Source organism: Stutzerimonas kirkiae (genome assembly GCF_004327335.1).
GTDB lineage: Bacteria > Pseudomonadota > Gammaproteobacteria > Pseudomonadales > Pseudomonadaceae > Stutzerimonas > Stutzerimonas kirkiae.
In genome coordinates, this window is sequence record NZ_QJUO01000003.1 from 169123 (window position 1) to 186518 (window position 17396).

The 17396-nt window shown below is 65.4% G+C and carries 12 protein-coding genes; 4 read left to right on the plus strand and 8 right to left on the minus strand.

Annotation, left to right across the window (positions count from 1 at the left end):
* Window positions 1–42 precede the first annotated feature (42 nt).
* Together DNJ95_RS03675 and DNJ95_RS03680 are read left to right on the plus strand one after the other, a co-directional pair.
* A complete protein-coding gene (locus DNJ95_RS03675; RefSeq protein WP_131183361.1) occupies window positions 43–1701 on the plus strand; it encodes a methyl-accepting chemotaxis protein in 1659 nt (552 codons plus the stop codon).
* Window positions 1702–2632: 931 nt separating this feature from the next.
* Window positions 2633–3796 carry a type III PLP-dependent enzyme gene (locus DNJ95_RS03680; protein WP_131183362.1) on the plus strand — a complete coding sequence of 388 codons (1164 nt, stop codon included), beginning with the start codon at window positions 2633–2635 and terminating at the stop codon, window positions 3794–3796.
* Between the two features lie 387 nt (window positions 3797–4183).
* On the opposite strand, the gene DNJ95_RS03685 is transcribed toward DNJ95_RS03680, so the two are convergent.
* The 7 genes from DNJ95_RS03685 to speB form a co-directional block, all read right to left on the minus strand.
* Entirely contained in the window at window positions 4184–5779 is a 1596-nt protein-coding gene (locus tag DNJ95_RS03685) for a 5-guanidino-2-oxopentanoate decarboxylase (RefSeq protein WP_131183363.1), read from the minus strand.
* Window positions 5776–7296 carry an amino acid ABC transporter permease/ATP-binding protein gene (locus tag DNJ95_RS03690; protein ID WP_131183364.1) on the minus strand — a complete coding sequence of 507 codons (1521 nt, stop codon included), beginning with the start codon at window positions 7294–7296 and terminating at the stop codon, window positions 5776–5778. Before DNJ95_RS03690 ends, DNJ95_RS03685 begins: the two co-directional genes overlap by 4 nt.
* 279 nt (window positions 7297–7575) lie before the next feature.
* A complete protein-coding gene (locus tag DNJ95_RS03695) occupies window positions 7576–8373 on the minus strand; it encodes an ABC transporter substrate-binding protein (protein ID WP_131183365.1) in 798 nt (265 codons plus the stop codon).
* Between the two features lie 32 nt (window positions 8374–8405).
* On the minus strand, window positions 8406–9449 hold the full coding sequence (locus DNJ95_RS03700) for an isopenicillin N synthase family dioxygenase (RefSeq protein WP_131183366.1): 1044 nt from the start codon (window positions 9447–9449) through the stop codon (window positions 8406–8408).
* On the minus strand, window positions 9446–10306 hold the full coding sequence (locus DNJ95_RS03705; protein WP_131183367.1) for a sugar phosphate isomerase/epimerase family protein: 861 nt from the start codon (window positions 10304–10306) through the stop codon (window positions 9446–9448). The genes DNJ95_RS03700 and DNJ95_RS03705 overlap by 4 nt, the downstream gene beginning before the upstream one ends.
* A gap of 53 nt (window positions 10307–10359) precedes the next feature.
* Window positions 10360–11862, minus strand: coding sequence for a purine-cytosine permease family protein (locus DNJ95_RS03710; RefSeq protein ID WP_131183368.1), 1503 nt, complete (start codon window positions 11860–11862; stop codon window positions 10360–10362).
* Window positions 11863–12082: 220 nt separating this feature from the next.
* Window positions 12083–13042, minus strand: a complete 960-nt coding sequence (gene speB, locus DNJ95_RS03715) for an agmatinase (RefSeq protein WP_131183369.1) — start codon at window positions 13040–13042, stop codon at window positions 12083–12085.
* 151 nt (window positions 13043–13193) lie between these two features.
* On the opposite strand from speB, the gene DNJ95_RS03720 reads away from it, so the two are divergent.
* Both DNJ95_RS03720 and DNJ95_RS03725 read left to right on the plus strand, forming a co-directional pair.
* On the plus strand, window positions 13194–14063 hold the full coding sequence (locus tag DNJ95_RS03720; protein WP_131183370.1) for a LysR family transcriptional regulator: 870 nt from the start codon (window positions 13194–13196) through the stop codon (window positions 14061–14063).
* Between the two features lie 207 nt (window positions 14064–14270).
* Window positions 14271–16115 carry an esterase/lipase family protein gene (locus DNJ95_RS03725; RefSeq protein WP_244944425.1) on the plus strand — a complete coding sequence of 615 codons (1845 nt, stop codon included), beginning with the start codon at window positions 14271–14273 and terminating at the stop codon, window positions 16113–16115.
* Window positions 16116–16160: 45 nt separating this feature from the next.
* Here the strand turns inward: DNJ95_RS03725 and DNJ95_RS03730 are convergent, their stop codons facing one another.
* On the minus strand, window positions 16161–17330 hold the full coding sequence (locus tag DNJ95_RS03730) for an Lnb N-terminal periplasmic domain-containing protein (RefSeq protein WP_242671841.1): 1170 nt from the start codon (window positions 17328–17330) through the stop codon (window positions 16161–16163).
* Window positions 17331–17396 lie beyond the last annotated feature (66 nt).

The following is a 17396-nucleotide window of genomic DNA, read 5'->3' on the forward strand; positions in this document are numbered from 1 at the left end:
ATTGCCGAATCATTATGGCTGGTAATGGCTGGTGTCATGAACATGTGTGCAGGTTTGAATCGTTTCTCCATCAAGTTTCGTCTGATCGCGCTGGTGGGATTGCTCTGTGGTCTGATCGTCGTGTTGACCGGCACGGCGCTGAATGGAATGCGAACGGGGAACGACACCCTGATCGGTCTTTACCAGCGCAATCTGTTGCCTACCGACCAGTTGGGCGATATCACCAACCAGATGCAGCAGTCCCGCGTGCAATTGTTGCTGGCCCTGCAGCACCAGCCAGGCAGCGAATTCGAGAAGAGCCACGACCATGGCGTGGACATGCACTTCGATGCGGTGACCGACAGCCTGGCCCGTATCGAGCGGTTGCGGCAGGCATACTCGCTACAGGAGCAGACGGATCCGGCGCTGCGGACGCTGGGCGAGGTCTTCGCCGGGCAGCTCCAGACCTATACCGAGAGTGTGCGCCCGGTGCTCGAAAGCATGCGCCAGGGCGACTTCAGTGGCGGCAACGCGATCCTGCTGGGCAAGCTCAATCCAGCCTTCAACACGGCCTATGCCACCGCCCGTGAACTGAGCGGGCACTACCATGCCGCCGCGCAGGGCTTGTATGAAGCGGCGGAGCAACGCTTCATGACGCTGCTGTACAGCCTGCTGGGAGGGCTGTTGGTGGCCCTGCTGCTGGCGTTCTGCATGGCCAGGACCACCATCGTCGGTATCGTGCGTGGCGTCTGGGCGGTGGAGCGCGCCGCCGAGGAGTTGGCCGAGGGCAATCTGCAGGCGCGGGTGCGCTATGACGGCAGGGATGAGATCGGCCTGATCGCCAAGGCTTTCAATGAAATGGCGATGCGTTTCCAGAACACCGTGCAGGAACTGGCGGCGGCGGTCGAACAGTTGGCGGCGGCGGCGACGCAGACCGCGACCGTCAGTGCCCAGACCGGCAGCGGCATCGCTCGCCAGCAACTGGAAACCGACCAGGTGGCCACCGCCATGCACGAAATGTCGGCGACCGTGCAGGATGTCGCGGGCAACGCCGCCAGTGCCGCGCACGCGGCTTCCGAAGCCGACCGGCAGGCCGTCAGTGGCAAGGTGGTGGTTGCGCAGACCGTCTCCGCGATCGACTCCCTGGCCGAGGAGGTCGACAGGGCTTCGCAGGTCATTCATGAGCTGGAGCAGGACAGCGTCAATATCAGCTCCGTGGTGGATGTCATCCGCAGCATCGCCGAGCAGACCAACCTGCTGGCGCTGAATGCCGCCATCGAGGCCGCCCGGGCGGGCGAGCAGGGGCGTGGTTTCGCCGTGGTCGCCGATGAGGTGCGGACGCTGGCATCGCGTACCCAGCAATCGACCAGCGAGATCCAGTCGATGATCGAGAAGCTGCAAGGGGGAGCGGCGAATGCCGTCGCGGTGATGGACAGCAGCCGCAGCAAGGCGCAGGCCGGCAAGGAGCAGGTGAGCAGCGCGGGGCATACGCTGGAACAGATCACCACGGCGGTGGCCACGATCAATGACATGAACGCCATGATCGCCTCGGCGGCGGAAGAGCAGAGCGCGGTGGCCGAGGAGATCAACCGCAATGTCACCAATGTCAGTCAGATCGCCGAGGAAACCAGCGAAGCCTCACGGCAGAATGTGCAGACCAGCAATGAACTGTCGCAGCTCGCAGGGAACCTGCAGCGGCTGGTGAAAATGTTCCGCCTGTAAGCAAGCCATACCCCTGTCGGCGCTTCCGCTGTGTCTTCGCCGTAGCGCTGCCTCGTTGCGAGCGGGCTGGCAATGGTGTGTCGTACAGTACGGCCTTGAGATCACCGTCTCCGTGCGAATGCCTGGGGCGGGGCACGCGTGAATACCTCCCCGCAGCTCTTCGCCGCCATCCCTGGCAGCGAAGGCCCGGTCCCGCCACCTGGCATTCGCACAGTCAACAGCGGCGGCGCTTGAAAGAAACAGCCTGGGAAACCCAAAGCCCTGTGCATACCCCAGCGCTGCGCCGACAGCTCTTTCCATAGTCGCCCCGGCCAGCCCCGCTACGAAACCTTCGCCGACAGGGATGGCGGCGAAGAGCGGCCCTTATTCATATGGGCGACGGATTCATGCGTGTTTCGTAGCGGAACTGGCCGGGCTCTCGACACCACGGACGGCCGCATAGCGCCAGCGGCCTGCGATGAAACTTACACTCGATTGCCAATCCGCTCGCACTGTCTCGCCCTCTGAAGCAGTGGATATCCCTGCCCGGGAGCGGAGGTGAGCCTTCATCTGGCTGTCATTCTTTTACTGCAGCCTTGTGTCGCGCAGAGGCTGTGCGGCGGTTGGCGGAAAGCGCGGCGGAGGCGGGCTTTCCGCTGGGACGGCGCCACTGCAAACGTCCCTTGCGGGCGCTGGATTCCTGGAGCAGGCAAAAAGCATCCAGCCGGCGTTTTTTGATTGATCTCGGACTTCCTTGGCTCTAAAGTTCGCGACCGAACGTCCATGCTGGCAACGATCCATCCGGCTCAAGTACTGACGACGAGAGATTACTCCCGGTAATACTCGGCGACATGCCTTGGGAAGTAGGCGAACCAAAGTGGGGAAACTGATGGGACGTTCGGGCTGTACCCCTCATCCGACTTGTGTTTTCCCGTTTGGAGTTCCCTTATTTATGTCGATCAAGGTCGAAGACTATTTCCCGCGCGCAACCTTCCAGAAAATGAAGGCGTTCGCCGACCAGCAGGAAACCCCCTTCGTGGTCATCGATACCGCGACCATCGCCCAGGCCTATGACGACCTGGTCGGTTATTTTCCGTTCGCCAAGGTCTACTACGCGGTCAAGGCCAACCCGGCGCTGGAGATCACCGAACTGCTGCGTGACAAGGGCTCGAATTTCGATATCGCCTCGATCTATGAGCTGGACAAGGTGCTGAGCACCGGTGTCGGCCCCGAGCGCATCAGCTATGGCAACACCATCAAGAAAGCCAAGGACATCCGTTATTTCTACGAGAAGGGCGTGCGGCTGTTCGCCACCGACTCCGAGGCCGACCTGCGCAATATCGCCAAGGCCGCGCCCGGCTCGAAGATCTATGTGCGTATCCTCACCGAAGGCTCCAATTCTGCCGACTGGCCGCTGTCGCGCAAGTTCGGCTGCAACCCGGACATGGCCCTCGACCTGCTGATCCTGGCCAAGCAACTGAAGCTGGTGCCCTATGGCATTTCCTTCCATGTCGGGTCGCAGCAGCGCGACATCGACGTATGGGACGCCGCCATCGCCAAGGTCAAGGTGATCTTCGAGCGTCTCAAGGAGGAAGACGGTATCAGCCTGCAGATGATCAACATGGGCGGCGGCTTCCCGGCCAACTATATCCAGCGCACCAACGACCTGCAGACCTATGCCGAGGAAATCACCCGCTTCCTCAAGGAGGATTTCGGTGACGAACTGCCGGAAATCATCCTCGAGCCGGGGCGCTCGCTGATCGCCAACGCTGGCATCCTGGTCAGCGAAGTGGTGCTGGTGGCGCGCAAGTCGCGTACCGCCGTCGAGCGCTGGGTCTATACCGATGTGGGCAAGTTCTCCGGCCTGATCGAAACCATGGACGAAGCCATCAAGTTCCCCATCTGGACCGAGAAGAAGGGTGAGCTGGAAGAAGTGGTGATCGCAGGCCCGACCTGCGACAGCGCCGACATCATGTACGAGAACTACAAGTACGGCCTGCCGCTCAACCTGTCCAGCGGCGATCGCCTGTACTGGCTGTCCACCGGCGCCTATACCACCAGCTACAGCGCGGTGGAATTCAACGGCTTCCCGCCGCTGAAGGCCTTCTATATCTGACCCGGTCGCTATCTGACCCGGTGGTCGCTCCGGCGGTCCTGGCGGCCCCGGCGCTGAATGGCGCCGGGGCCGTTTCGTTTGCGCTTGGTGTCGGCCTGCTGACGATCGAGTGGCGCAATGGATAACCGCTGCCCCGAGTAGGGTGCGCCGCGCGCACCTGAACGATTGGCGCCGCTATCCCGGTGCGCGCGGCACACCCGGCAAGGCACCCGGGCACATGGCGACATTCGATCCGTGAGGTGGATCGTGCCCCGTCCCGCCACCAGCATTCGCACAGGAACGCGGATCCCGAGGGGCGTAGATGTATGAACACCGTAGCCCGTGTGAGGAGAGGGGAAAATCTGCGTGTGGCCGCGTTCCCCGCCATTGGTCCTGAAAGACATGGTTCTAAGGCGCGAAGGGCGGGGCCTGGTGGATGTCGATCAGCAGCGGACGATCCTCGGGCGCCTCCTGCAGCAGGCGCCCCAGGTGCGCGAGGCTCTCGGCGCGGTGTGCCTGGCAGCCGAAGCCGCGGGCGATGGCGACGAAATCCGGGGTGAAGATGTCGACCCCGAGCGGGGTGATGTCGCGCTCGAGCATATAGCGCTTGATCTCGCCATAACCCTGGTTGTTCCACAGCAGAATCACGATGCCCAGCCGTGCCTCCACCGCGCTGGCCAGCTCCGCCAGGCTGAACTGCAGGCCGCCGTCGCCGACCAGGCAGATGACCGGGCGTGACGGTTCGGCCAGTTTGGCGCCGATGGCCGCCGGCAGGGCATAGCCCAGGGTGCCGTAGCCGGTGGAGGAATTGAACCAGCGCCTCGGCGCAGGCAGATCCACCAGGTGGTTGCCGCTGTAGACGGTCTGGGTCGAGTCGCCGACGAAGCGTGCCTCGGGCAGCACCTGCAGCACCCGTTCGAACAAGGCCCGGTAGTGACCCCAGTCGGCGAAACCTTCGGCCAGGCGGCGGCAGGCGGTGGCGGCGCGCTGGCTGCCGCTGCCGGGCGCGGTGCGCGCCGGCAGGACGTCGAGCAGGGCCGCCATGGCCTGGCGTGCATCGCTGTGGATCGCCAGATGGGGGCGCTGATTGCGCTGCAACTGTTCGGCGTCGATGTCGATGCGGATCAGTTGGCCGCCGAGCTGGAAGCCGCCATCGAACACCACGTCGTAGTCGGTTTCGCCGAGCTCGGTGCCGATCGCCAGCACCACGTCGGCCTGCGCCGCCAGTTCGCGCACTGGCGGCAGCGACTGGTTGCTGCCCAGCAGCAGCGGATGCCCGGCCGGCAGCAGGCCCTTGGCGTTGATGGTCAGGGCCGTGGGGGCGTCGAGGGCTTCGGCCAGGGCGCGGGCCACGTCGACGGCCTCGACGCAGCCGCCACCGAGCAGCAGCAGGGGCGCGCGGGCGCCGTGCAGGAGGGCGGCGGCCTGGCGGATCTGCTCGCCCGGCGGCGTCGGCCGGGCCACCACGGGCCTGGCCTGCAGGCGCAGGTGATCGGCCGGCGCGGTGATGATATCCAGCGGCAGCTCGATATGCACCGGCCGCGGGCGGGCGCCCTCGAACACGGCGAAGGCGCGCGCCAGCACCTCGTGCAACTGCTCGACGTCCAGCAGCGTATGGCTGAAGGCACTGACCCCGGCGACCATGGCGCGCTGGTCCGGCAGCTCGTGCAGGTAGCCGTTGCCGCTGCCCAGGCGCGCGCGTTGGTTGACGCTGGATATCACCAGCATCGGGATCGAGTCGGCATAGGCCTGGCCCATGGCGGTGAGGATGTTGGTCATCCCCGGGCCGGTGATGATGAAGCACACGCCGGGCTTGCCGGTGACCCGCGCATAGCCGTCGGCCATGAAGCCGGCGCCCTGTTCATGGCGCGGGGTGACATGGCGGATGCCGCTGCCCGGCAGGCCGCGATAGAGCTCGACGGTGTGCACGCCGGGGATGCCGAACACGGTGTCGACGCCCCAGGCTTGGAGCTGTTGGACGAGGAATTCGCCGCAGGTGGTCATGCCGTTGCCTCCTCCTGTTCCAGGCCGATAAAGCGACGTACCCGCGGATCGCCGTGGCGGCGGATATCGTCAGGCGAGGCATCGACCAGCACATGGCCGTTCTCCATGAAGACGATGCGGTCGGAAATCGACAGGGCGAAGTCCATCTCGTGGGTGACGATCAGCATGGTCATGCCCTCCTGGGCCAGGTCGCGAATGACGTTGAGCACGTCGCCGACCAGTTCCGGGTCGAGGGCCGAGGTCGGTTCGTCGAACAGCATGATGTCCGGTTCCATGGCCAGGGCGCGGGCGATGGCCACGCGCTGCTGCTGGCCGCCGGACAGCTGGTGCGGGTACTTGTCGGCATGGGCCAGCAGGCCGACCCGGTCGAGCAGGGCATGGCCCTTGCGGCGCAGGGTGGCGTGATCGTCCAGGCCGTGGTAGCGCGGCGCCAGGATGACGTTGTCGAGGATGGTGCGGTGGGGGAACAGGTTGAAGTTCTGGAACACCATGCCGATGCGCCGGATGCCCTGGCGCACCCGGGCCGAATCAGGGCGGTCGCCGGCATGGATGAAGTCGTTGCCGAACAGCACGATTTCGCCCTGGTCGATGCTTTCCAGGCTGTTGATGGTGCGGATCAGCGAGGTCTTGCCGGAGCCGGACGGGCCGATGATGGAGATGACCTCGCCGGGTCTGACCTTGAGGTCGATGCCCTTGAGCACTTCGTGGTTGCCGTAACGCTTGTGGATGCCGCGCAGCAGCAGGGCATCGGGTTGTCCCCGGCTCGGTTCCCGGTTGTGGGTGCGCGCCAGCGCGGGTTGGCGCAAGGCGGCGCTTTGCGCGTCATCGAGGGTCTGCGCGGTCTTGCGCGACAGATCCAGGTGGCGTTCGGCCCACTGCAGCAGCCAGCCGAACAGGGTGACGATCAGCACGTAGTACACCGCCACCGCGGCCAGGGTTTCCAGCACCAGGAAGTTCTGGGCGTACAGACGCTGGCCGACCAGCAGCAGTTCGCTGAGGGAGATCACCGAGACCAGCGAGGTGAGCTTGACGATGGTCACGTACTCGTTGGTCAGGGTCGGCAGGGCGATACGGATGGCCTGGGGAATGACCACCAGGCGCTGCGCGCCGATGCCACGGATGCCCAGGGCCTTGGCCGCTTCGCGCTGGCCCTTGAGTACCGAGAGCAGGCCGCCGCGGTGGATCTCGGCCATATAGGCGGTTTCCGTCAGCACCAGGGCGATCAGGCCGGAATAGAAGGGCTGCGAAAGGATCGGCCCGAGGGATGGGAGCAACTGCGGCAGGTTGTAGACGAAGATCAGCAGGACCAGCAGCGGAATGCTGCGCAGCAGCCAGATGTACAGGCCCGCGGGAACGCGCAGCCAGGCGTGCGCGGAGAGTTTGGCGCTGGCCAGGAGGAAGCCCAGGGCCAGGCCGATGGTCCAGGACAGGGTGCTCAGCTCGATCACGGTCAGGCAGGCCTTCCAGAACGAGGACACGGAGAACAGCGAGAAGAAATAGGCCCAGTCGAATGCCATGGAGGAACCTCGATACAGCGGTGGGTGACGATTCACGTGCAGCGGCAAGCACTCGCTCGTCTGGTGGGAGCGGCGGCCGCCGCTAGTGCCACATCACGGATCAAATGTCGTATCCGAGCGAACGGGCTGAGTGCTTGCTCGAAGGCGTAAGCAGCCACAAGCTGCAAGCTTCAAGCTACAAGTTAAAAGCGGCTCGGAGCGCTCTATTGCTCTTGCTTCTATCTTGCAGCTCAATGGCTGCTATCGCCTTATGGCCGCCATTTCAGCGGCCATGGCCGCTCACGCCGGTTCCAGGTTGTACTTCTTCAGCAGTTCGCCGTACTCGCTGCTCTTCTTGTAGGTTTCCAGCGCGCCGCGCAGCGCTTCGAGCAGTTCGGTATTGCCCCTTTTCACGTAGATGCCCAGGGTCTGCGGGTATAGCGCCTTCTGCGAGCTGATGAGGATGCGGCCACGGGCCTTGTCGACGATCATCTGCGCGGCGGCGGAGATTTCCAGGTGCGCCTGGATATTGCCGGACAGCAGCGCCTGGGACGCCTCGGCGGTGGTGGGGAATTCGCTGATGGCGATCGGGCCCTTGCCCTGCTGCGAGCAATGTTCGTCGGACACGGTCTTGAGCTGGTTGATCCAGTTGGTGCCCTGTTGCAGGCCGACTTTCAGGCCACACAGGTCTTCCGGCTGTTGCGGCCGGGCCGTGCTGTCACTGCGCAGCATGATCGAGGCGCCGACCTGGGCATAGGGAATGGCGTCGGCCTGCTTGGTGCGTTCGTCGGTGATGTACATGCCGGAGATGATGGTGTCGTAGCGGTTGGCATTGAGGCCGAGGATCAGGTTGGGAAAGCGGGTGTCGACGAACTCCACCTGCAGATCGCCCAGCGCCTTGGCCAGCGCCATCGACACATCGGGATCGAAGCCCACCACCTTGTCGCCGTCGTAGGACTCGAACGGCGGGTAGGAGATTTCCATGCCGACCTTGAGGGTGCCGGCGCTGGCGGTCGGCGCCGCCTGGGCGATGCCGCTGCTGAGCAGGGCCGAGCCGAGCAGGGCGGTGGCGAGGCGGATAAGCGTTTTCTTGTGCATGGTCGTCGCTCCAGAGGGAAAGGAAAGGCAGGTCACAGGTTCTGGTTCTTCAGGTGCCCGAAGCTCGAAGGCTTTCTGGCGCGTTCGGGCAGGGCGATCTGCCCGTTCTCGACGTGCTGGCGCAGGTATTGGTAAGTCTGCAAGGCCTGGGCCCACATGTGCTCGCCGATGGCGATGGGCTCATAGTCCTGTTCGCCGGTAGCGGCGCCCGCAGCGAACTGCGGCAGCGGCTCGATCCGGGTGTGGTAGTCGCAGGCGTAGAACAGCGGGAAGGAATAGCGCTCCTCGCGAACCTTGCGCACGCGGTGGGCGGTGGCGACGAAGGCGCCGGCGGTCATGACTTCGAGCATGTCGCCGATGTTCACCACGAAGGCGTCGTCCAGGGGCGGCGCGTCGATCCATTCGCCGCGCTCGTTCATCACTTCCAGGCCCGGTTTGTCGGCCTCGAGGATGGTGAAGCACTCGTAGTCGGTGTGGGCGCCGATGCCCGGTGCGTCCTGGGCTTCGCCGTCGTAGGGGTAGTGGATCAGGCGCAGTTTCGAGGGCGGGAAGCGGGCCATCTCGTCGAAGTAGTCTTCCGCCAGGCCGAGGGCCAGGGCGAAGCCGCGAAACAGCTGGCGGCCGAGGGCGAAGGCCGCCTGGTAGTAGGCCTGCGTCGCCTCCCGGAAGCCGGGCAGGGTCGGCCAGCGGTTGGGCCCCAGCAGCGGGGTGCCGGCGAGCACCAGCGGATGGTCGGCGGGCACTTCGAAGCCGATGTCGAAGGCTTCCTTGTGATCCGGCTTGCCCGAGCCATACACCTCTTCGCCTTCCGGGACGAAGCCTTTGTGACTCTCCGATGCACCGATATAGTGCTGCATCTTGGTCGCCAGTGGCTGGGCGAAGTAGGCCTCGGCGGCGCGATGCAGGCCGTCGATCAGCTCGGGGGTGATGCCATGGCCGGTGATGTAGAGGAAGCCGACATTGCGCGCGGCATCGCCGAGGGCGTCGGCCACGGCCTGGCGATCTTCCAGGCGCTCGCTGAACAGGCCGTGGATGTCGACGACGGGAATCCGGGTGAAGGAGGGGCGTTCGCTCATGACTGGTCGCTCGTCTGCTGGTCGATGAAGGTGTCGAAGTGCTGGCGTTCGGTCTGGCCCATCCAGGCGTTCAGGCGCCACAGGTCGGCGACCGGCACGTCGGTGAACGGCAGGTGGTGCAGGTAGCCGTCGGGGCCGAATTCCGGGGTCAGGGTGGTGCCCGTGTAGCCGCGGGCCTGCTGGGAGCGCCAGATCGCTTCCCAGTGGCGCTGGTGGAAAGCCAGCGCGGCGGCGTATTCCGGGGCGGCCGGATGCGGCACCTGGGGCCCCTGGTCGTAGCCGACCCGGGCCTGGATGTGGTGCACCCGCTCGACGAAGGCGCCGAGGTCGTCGGCCGGGTCGTCCAGCAGGCGTTCACAGGTCACCACCCAGTGGCTGATGTCGCTGGTGAAGCGCAGGTCCGGCAACTGTTCGATCAGTTGCAGGGTCAGCCAGGGATTGAACAGCGAACGGGCGCGGTGGGTCTCGAAGCTGCAGGTCAGCCCCGAACGGGCGGCGATGTCCAGGGCTCCGCCGAAGAAGTCCACCTGCTGCGCCAGCGGCCAGCGGTCGTTGCCGGCCAGCACGTTGACGAAACGCGGCTGCAGTTCGGCGGCCAGCGCCAGCTTGTCGGCGAAGTCGGTCAGGTGCTCGGCCGGCGTCGCCGACTGCAGCGGCAAGACCGGTGTCGAGGTGAACAGGATGGCGATGTAGGGCAGGTTCTCGCGGCGCAGGAAGGCGGCGAATTCGGCGCGCTGCCCGGCATCCTCGGGGATGCGCGCCTCGAGGCCGTCGAAGCCGGCTGCCCGGGCTTCGTCCAGGGCCTGCTGCCAACTGCCGCGATAGCCCCACAGGGTACGGAAGATTTCCAGTTTCATGGCGATGCCTCATGGCGCTGCGCCTCGCAGGACGCCGCGCCGATCATGGGTTATCAGACGATGGCGCTGGGCGCGGCCGTGTTGCTCCCGGCCTTGCGGCCCAGCATCGGATGGGCACCCCTGGGCCCGTAGACCGACGCCGGTTCCGGGAAGCTGCGCAACAGCGTCAGGTACAGCAGCGCCGCCAGGCCCAGGGTGATCGGCAGGCTGATGTCGATGCCGCCGGCCAGTTCGCCCAGCGGGCCGACGAACTGCCCCGGCAGGTTGACGAAGCACAGGCCGATGGCCGCGCTCGGCAGCCAGGCGCCCAGGCCGCGCCAGTTCCAGCCATGCTGGAACCAGTAGTGGCCGCCGCGCTGGCCGCGGGTGAATACCTGCAGGTCATCGGCATGGTAGAAGCCGCGGCGGGCGATCAGGCCGAGGATCATGATCACCATCCACGGGCTGGTGCAGGTGATGATCAGCACGGCGAAGGTGGACACGCTCTGCACCAGGTTGAAGGCGAAGCGGCCGATGAAGATGAAGGCGATGGCGGCGACGCCGATCAGCAGGGTGGCGCCGGCGCGGCTGAGCAGGCGCGGGAACATGCTCGACATGTCCAGGCCGGTGCCGTACAGCGCGGTGGTGCCGGTGGACATGCCGCCGATCACGGCGATCAGACACACCGGCAGGAAGAACCAGGTGGGCGAGATGGCCAGCAGGCCGCCGACGTAGTTGTTGGCCTCGATGTACTGCGGCGCCTGGCTGGCCACCAGGGTCGCGGTGCACAGGCCGAACAGGAACGGGATCAGGGTGCCGGCCTGGGCGGCGAGTACCGCCAGCATGATGCGCGCCTTGGAGGTCTGCCGGGGGATGTAGCGCGACCAGTCGCCGAGAAAGGCGCCGAACGATACCGGGTTGCTCATGGCCAGGATCGCCGCGCCGATGAAGGCCGCCCAGAAGCCCGGTTGCTCGAGGCTGACGCTGCCGGCGAAGTCGGCGTCGAAGGTGCCGGCGAAGGCGAGGATGCCGAGCAGGAACAGCAGGCTGGAGGCCCATACCGCGATCTTGTTGACCCACAGCATGAAGCGGAAACCGTAGATGCACACCACCAGTACCAGCACGGCGAACAGGCCATAGGCCAGGCCCAGGGTGAGGTTGTCCTCGGGCAGGCCGACCAGGCGCTTGGCGCCGCCGACCAGGGCGTCTCCGGAACTCCAGACCGACAGCGAGAAGAAGGCCACCGCGGTGAGCAGCGACAGGAACGAGCCGATGATGCGCCCGTGGATGCCGAAGTGGGCGCCGGACGACACCGCGTTGTTGGTGCCGTTGAGGGCGCCGAACAGGCCCATGGGGGCGAGGATCAGGGCGCCCAGCGCCACACCGAGGACGATCGACCAGACCCCGGCCTGGAAGGACAGGCCGAACAGCACCGGGAAGCTGCCGAGCACGGCGGTGGCGAAGGTATTGGCGCCACCGAAGATCAGGCGGAACAGATCGGTCGGGGTGGCGTCGCGCTGATGGTCGGGTATCTGTTCGACACCAAAGGTTTCGATACGCGTCTTCGGGTGAGTCATGGTGGAGCTCCAGCGCCTGTCACGGTTGTTATAAGGCCGGCGTAGGTACTCCGACCCCTTTATGGCCGCCCGGTGGACCCAGGGCGGTGAGTGCGTTGGCAGTGGCGGCAAGGCCGCAAGGCACCCGCACGCGGGGGCGGCGGGCTTCGTCTGGCCCGCTCGTCGCTGCTGTATCTATCTGTCGGTGCCTGGCGGCTCGATAGTTCGCGGGCTACGCCACTTATCGGTGCGCCACTCCAGGTAGTACGCAGAGCATTTCATAGAGCAGGTTGGCGCCCAGCAGCGCGGTGTTGCCGCTGTTGTCGTAGGGTGGCGAGACCTCGACCAGGTCGCAGCCGACCAGCTCCAGGCCCTGGCAGCCGCGAATGATTTCCAGCGCCTGGATGGTGGTCAGGCCGCCGACTTCCGGGGTGCCGGTACCGGGCGCCCAGGCCGGGTCGATGCCGTCGATGTCGAACGACAGGTACACCGGGCCGCCACCGACCTGTTCGCGTACCTCGGCCATCAGTGCTACCAGGGACTTGTGCCAGCATTCCTCGGCCTGTACCACGCGAAAGCCCTGCTTGCGGCTCCAGTTGAAATCCTCGGCGGTGTAGCCCTGGGCGCGCAGACCGATCTGCACCACCCGCCCGCTGTCCAGCAGGCCCTCTTCCTGGGCGCGGCGGAAGGTGGTGCCGTGGGCGATCTTCTCGCCGAACATATGGTCGTTGACATCGGCATGGGCATCCACGTGCACCAGGCCGACCTTGCCGTGCTTCTTCTTCATGGCCCGCAGGATCGGCAGGGTCAGGGTGTGGTCGCCGCCCAGGGTCAGGGGAATGATGCCGCGCTCGAGGATGCCGTCGTAGGTCTCTTCGATGATGCGTACCGCGTCGAGCAGGTTGAAGGTGTTGATCGCCACGTCACCGATGTCGGCGACGTTGAGGGAGTCGAAGGGCGCCGCACCGGTGGCCATGTTGTAGGGGCGGATCATCACCGACTCGGCGCGGATCTGCCGGGGGCCGAAGCGCGTGCCCGAGCGCAACGAGGTGCCGATGTCCAGCGGGATGCCGATGAAGGCGGCGTCCAACTCGCGCTGCTGCTGCGCATCTTCGATGTGCGGCAGGCGCAGCATGGTGGAGATGCCGGCGAAACGCGGCATTTGGTTGCCGCCCAGGGGTTGGTGGAGTGATTTGTGCATTGCGTGGCCTCGGGGGTTACTGCGCTTTGGGCGGATTCTGCGCAGCGCGGAATCCCCGCAAGAATCGCAATTCGCAAATAATCACTTCAGAGATTTCAAAACTATCCCGAACCGGCAAGAATGCCCGCTCGTCTCTCCCGAACCGATTGCCATGCCCGATCTCAAGCTGTTGCGCATATTCGTCGCAGTGGTGCGCCACCAGGGCTTCGCCGCTGCCCAACAGGAACTGAACCTGTCGACCTCGGCGATCAGCACCTATATGAGCCAACTGGAAAGCCAGCTCGGTTTCACCCTGTGCCACCGTGGCCGTGGCGGTTTCAGCCTGACCGCCAAGGGTGATCTGCTGCACCAGGAAACCCAGCGCATGTTGCTGGAGCTGGAAGGCTTCGAGCGTTATTCGGCGGCGCTGCAGGGCGACCTGGGCGGCACCCTCAACCTTGGCGTACTGGACTCGACGGTCAGCGATCCGGCGCTGCCGCTACCGGAACTGATCGGCGCCTATTGCCAGCAGCACCCGGCCGTGCACCTGCGGCTGTCGGTACTCAGCCCCCACGAATTGCAACTGGGGGTGCTGGAGAATCGCCTGGAGCTGGGCATCGGCTCGTTCTTCAACCGTATGAACGGCCTGGTCTATCAGCCGCTCTACCGTGAGCAGCACTGGCTGTACTGCAGCGACCACCACCCACTGTTCGGCGAGCGACGTATCCCGGCCGAGCTGATCGCCCGCCAGCGCATGGTCGGCCGTGGCTACTGGAGCCAGGCGGAGCTGGCCCGGCACGGCTTCAAGGAAAGCGCGGCAACGGTCGAGAGCATGGAGGCGCAACTGATCCTCATCCTCTCGGGCGCCTACATTGGCTACCTGCCGGAGCACTACGCCCATGGCTGGGTCGAGCGCGGCCGCCTGCAGGCGCTGCTTCCCGCCACCTACGGCTACCAGGCGCCATTCTCGCTGATCCTGCGGCGTGGTCGTGCACGCGATCCGCTGATCCAGACCTTCCGTGACCTGCTCAGGCGCCGCTGAAGGGTGTTTCGACACTTTCAGCCGGTTTTCCCGTATTCTCTCGCGTTTCCCCGGCATCCTGGCGCTTGCCCCGATGCGTTCCCATCCGTTCGAGAAAGTTGAAGTAGCGTGGCCACCCGCCATCCCGTTGTTTTCGTTCTGATGCTGGCATTGCTGTCGTCCGGCTGTGCAGGCGTCAAAGTCTCGTCTCTCAGCACTTCCGATTATATGGCGCAGCGCCGTGGCGACGTATTGACCACTGGCACACTGAGCAGCGCGACCATCAGCTCCTTGCAGGTGGTGGGGATTGCCGATTTCCGCTGTCGTGAGCGCGAGGATGTGCCTTCCTGCCGCGAAGTGCTGGGCAGCACCCGCGATGGCCTGCGGGCCGAGCGGCGGCTGTCGGCCCTGGCCGAATTGTGGCTGCAGAGGGCCTTGCGCCTGGAGCGGCAGGGTGGCGCCCAGGCCGACGATATCCTCGACGCCTATATGGAAACGGCGCGCCATGCCTATGCCTACCTGTTCTTCAGCGAGCGGGAACCGGGGCAGCGGGCGTTCGAAGATCGCCAGACCCAGGTCCGCGACTATTACAACTTTGCCGTGCAGCAAGCGGTCACCCGCCTGTTCGAGCGTTATCGGGGACGGCCGCCAGTTCTGCGCGAGGATGGCATGTTCCGGGTCGAGGCCGGGCGTTGGGCGGCCTATGGCGACATGGCCGACGTACGCCTGGCGGATGGCCGCGACCTGCCGAGGGAGCTGATTCCCGCTTCTTCGCTGTCGTTCGCCGGGCTGCGCAACCAGTACCGCCGCGACGGTTTCGGCGCCGAACTGGTGGCGGTGACGGCACGTCGCGTGGTGGGCAAGGACAGCGGCGCCGTGCCCTACAGCGAAACCCCCTTTCCAGCCATCACCGCGGTGATGAGTTTCCCGGGGAACAGTCTTGAGGCTGTCCTGCAAACCCACGAGGCGCGGCTGATGGGCTACGACCCGTATCGCCAGGACAGCATTCTGCTGGCCGGGCGCGAGGTGCCGCTGGCGGCCAACTTCACCTCGGGTTATGGGCTGTGGCTGGCGCGCTCCGGGTTTGCCGTGCAGTCGCTGCTGACCCTGGTCGGGCGCGGCGAGCCGCTGGAGGAGCCGCGGGTCTATCTGATGCAGCCCTACGACCCGGACCGTCGCGTGATCATCATGCTGCATGGCCTGGCCAGCAGCCCCGAGGCCTGGATCAATGTGGCCAACGAGGTGCTGGGCGACGAGACACTGCGGCAGAACTACCAGATATGGCAGGTCTACTACCCGACCAACGCGCCGCTGGTGTTCAACAATGCCTCCATCCGCAAGGCCGTGACCGAGACGCTGCGGCAGTTCGATCCCGGGGCATCGGCGCTGGCCTCGCGGGATGTGGTGCTGATCGGGCACAGCATGGGCGGCGTTCTGTCGCGCCTGATGGTGTCTTCTTCCGGCGATCTGTTGTGGCGCGACTTCGAGGAAAGCTACAAGCTGAAGGGGGCCAGGTTGCAGCGCGCCAGGCAGACGCTGGACGATTACCTGAGTTTCGAGCCGCTGCCCCAGGTGAGCCGGGCGATTTTCGTCGCGGCGCCGCATCGTGGCACGCCCTTCGCGGAAAACCGTCTGTCACGCTGGGCCGCCGGCATGGTGCGGCTGCCGGTTTCGGTGCTCGGGCGTTTCAAGGATGTCGCGCAACTGGTGGTCGATCCGGGCAGCGCGCCGCCCGCGTCACTGCTGCGACCGCTGAACAGTATCGACAACCTCAGCGACCAGGATCCCTTCGTCAGGCGCGCCGCGCAGATGCCGATATCGCCCGCGGTGCGTTACCACAGCATCATGGGCAACGATACGCCGAAGCTGGCGCTGCTGGAGTCGAGCGATGGCGTGGTGCCTTATGGCAGTGCGCACTTGCCGGGGGCGGAATCGGAGAAGGTGATCGCTTCCTGGCACAGTGTCCAGGAGACGCCGGAGGCGATCCTGGAGATTCGCCGTATATTGCACCAGAGCCTGGCCGAGGATGGGCACGCGCGTGATACGCCGATGCCGATGCAGGCGTCAAATTGAATGGGCTTCGGCCCGTATCTGGAATGGGGAGGGAATATGCAAGCGCTATGGGTCACTCTGGGAATCATCTGCCTGGGCATGCTGCTGCTGGGCATCGGCTTCACGCGGCGCGACACGCCGAGCGGCATCGCGCTGCTCTGGGTCGGCACCCTGTGCATGTTGAGTGTGATCGGCTACCGCATTCTCGAGGCGATCAAGATCCTGCCCTAGGCTTTCCCAGCCAGGCACGCCACGGCGGATCGCCCGGGAAAAGTCCTCGCTGGCATCGCTGGCGAGCGCCCTGTCGGTGAAGCGGCCGCGTTCGCGTAGCTGTTCCAGGCCGAAGCCCGGGGTGAAGCCGTCCAGGCTGTGCACGTACTCGGGAAGGTAGCCGCTGAGCAGCAGGCGATAGTCCAGCGGCAGGCCGCCGACGATATGCTGCATCATGCCGAATACCAGGGTGGTGCAGTTGGCCGTGACGGTATGGTAGAAGCGCGGCTTGCGTACCAGTTCGTTGGCCTGTTCGACGTAGGACAGGAACAGCGAGCGCATGACATCCCGCGGCATATCCACCCGGTACAGGTATTCGTCTTCCCCTCGCACATTGCTGCGTACCCGCACCACGTCGCGTTCGTCGGCGGCGATGATGCTCAGTTCGAACTCCTTGAAGAAACCGCCGATCTCCGAATAGCGCTCGTGGCGCTCCTTGCGGATTTCCACCGAGAAGGTGACGAATTCGCCCGTTTCGAAGCCGAACGACACCAGCACGTGGGCGATCGCCGACATGCCCCAGTAGGAGGTGATCAGGTCGACCGAGGCCAGTTTGCCCAGGTCGTAGCGGCGGTTTTCCCAGCGGGGGGTGTAGTCCTCGTCGCTGCGCCAGTCGAAGTTGCGCACGTGGGGCAGGGTGACGATGTCGTTCTCGATCCGGCCCTGGGCCATGTACATGACGTCATCGGCCCAGTCCCGTTCGTTGGAGGGGGCCAGGCTGTGCCACCAGAACTGCAGGATGGCGAAGCCGAGGACGAAGCCGGCCAGCCCGCGCCAGCCATTGCGCCACAGGGAAGCCAATGCCGCCAGTACCGCCAGGGCCAGGACGATGAGCACGACTGTCTTCAGCGATGCCTCCAGCGGCAGCCGGTAGTAGAGCGCAAGACCGCCCCAGAGGCTGCACAGGAGGATTGCCAGGGAGAGTAGGCTGCGAGTCAGCCAGTGGCGAAGGGTCGGGCCGGGCATGGAGCTTCCTTGACGAGTGGCAGGGGCGGCACCCGCCGGCCGGCATGGCCGGCGAGCAGGCGCCTG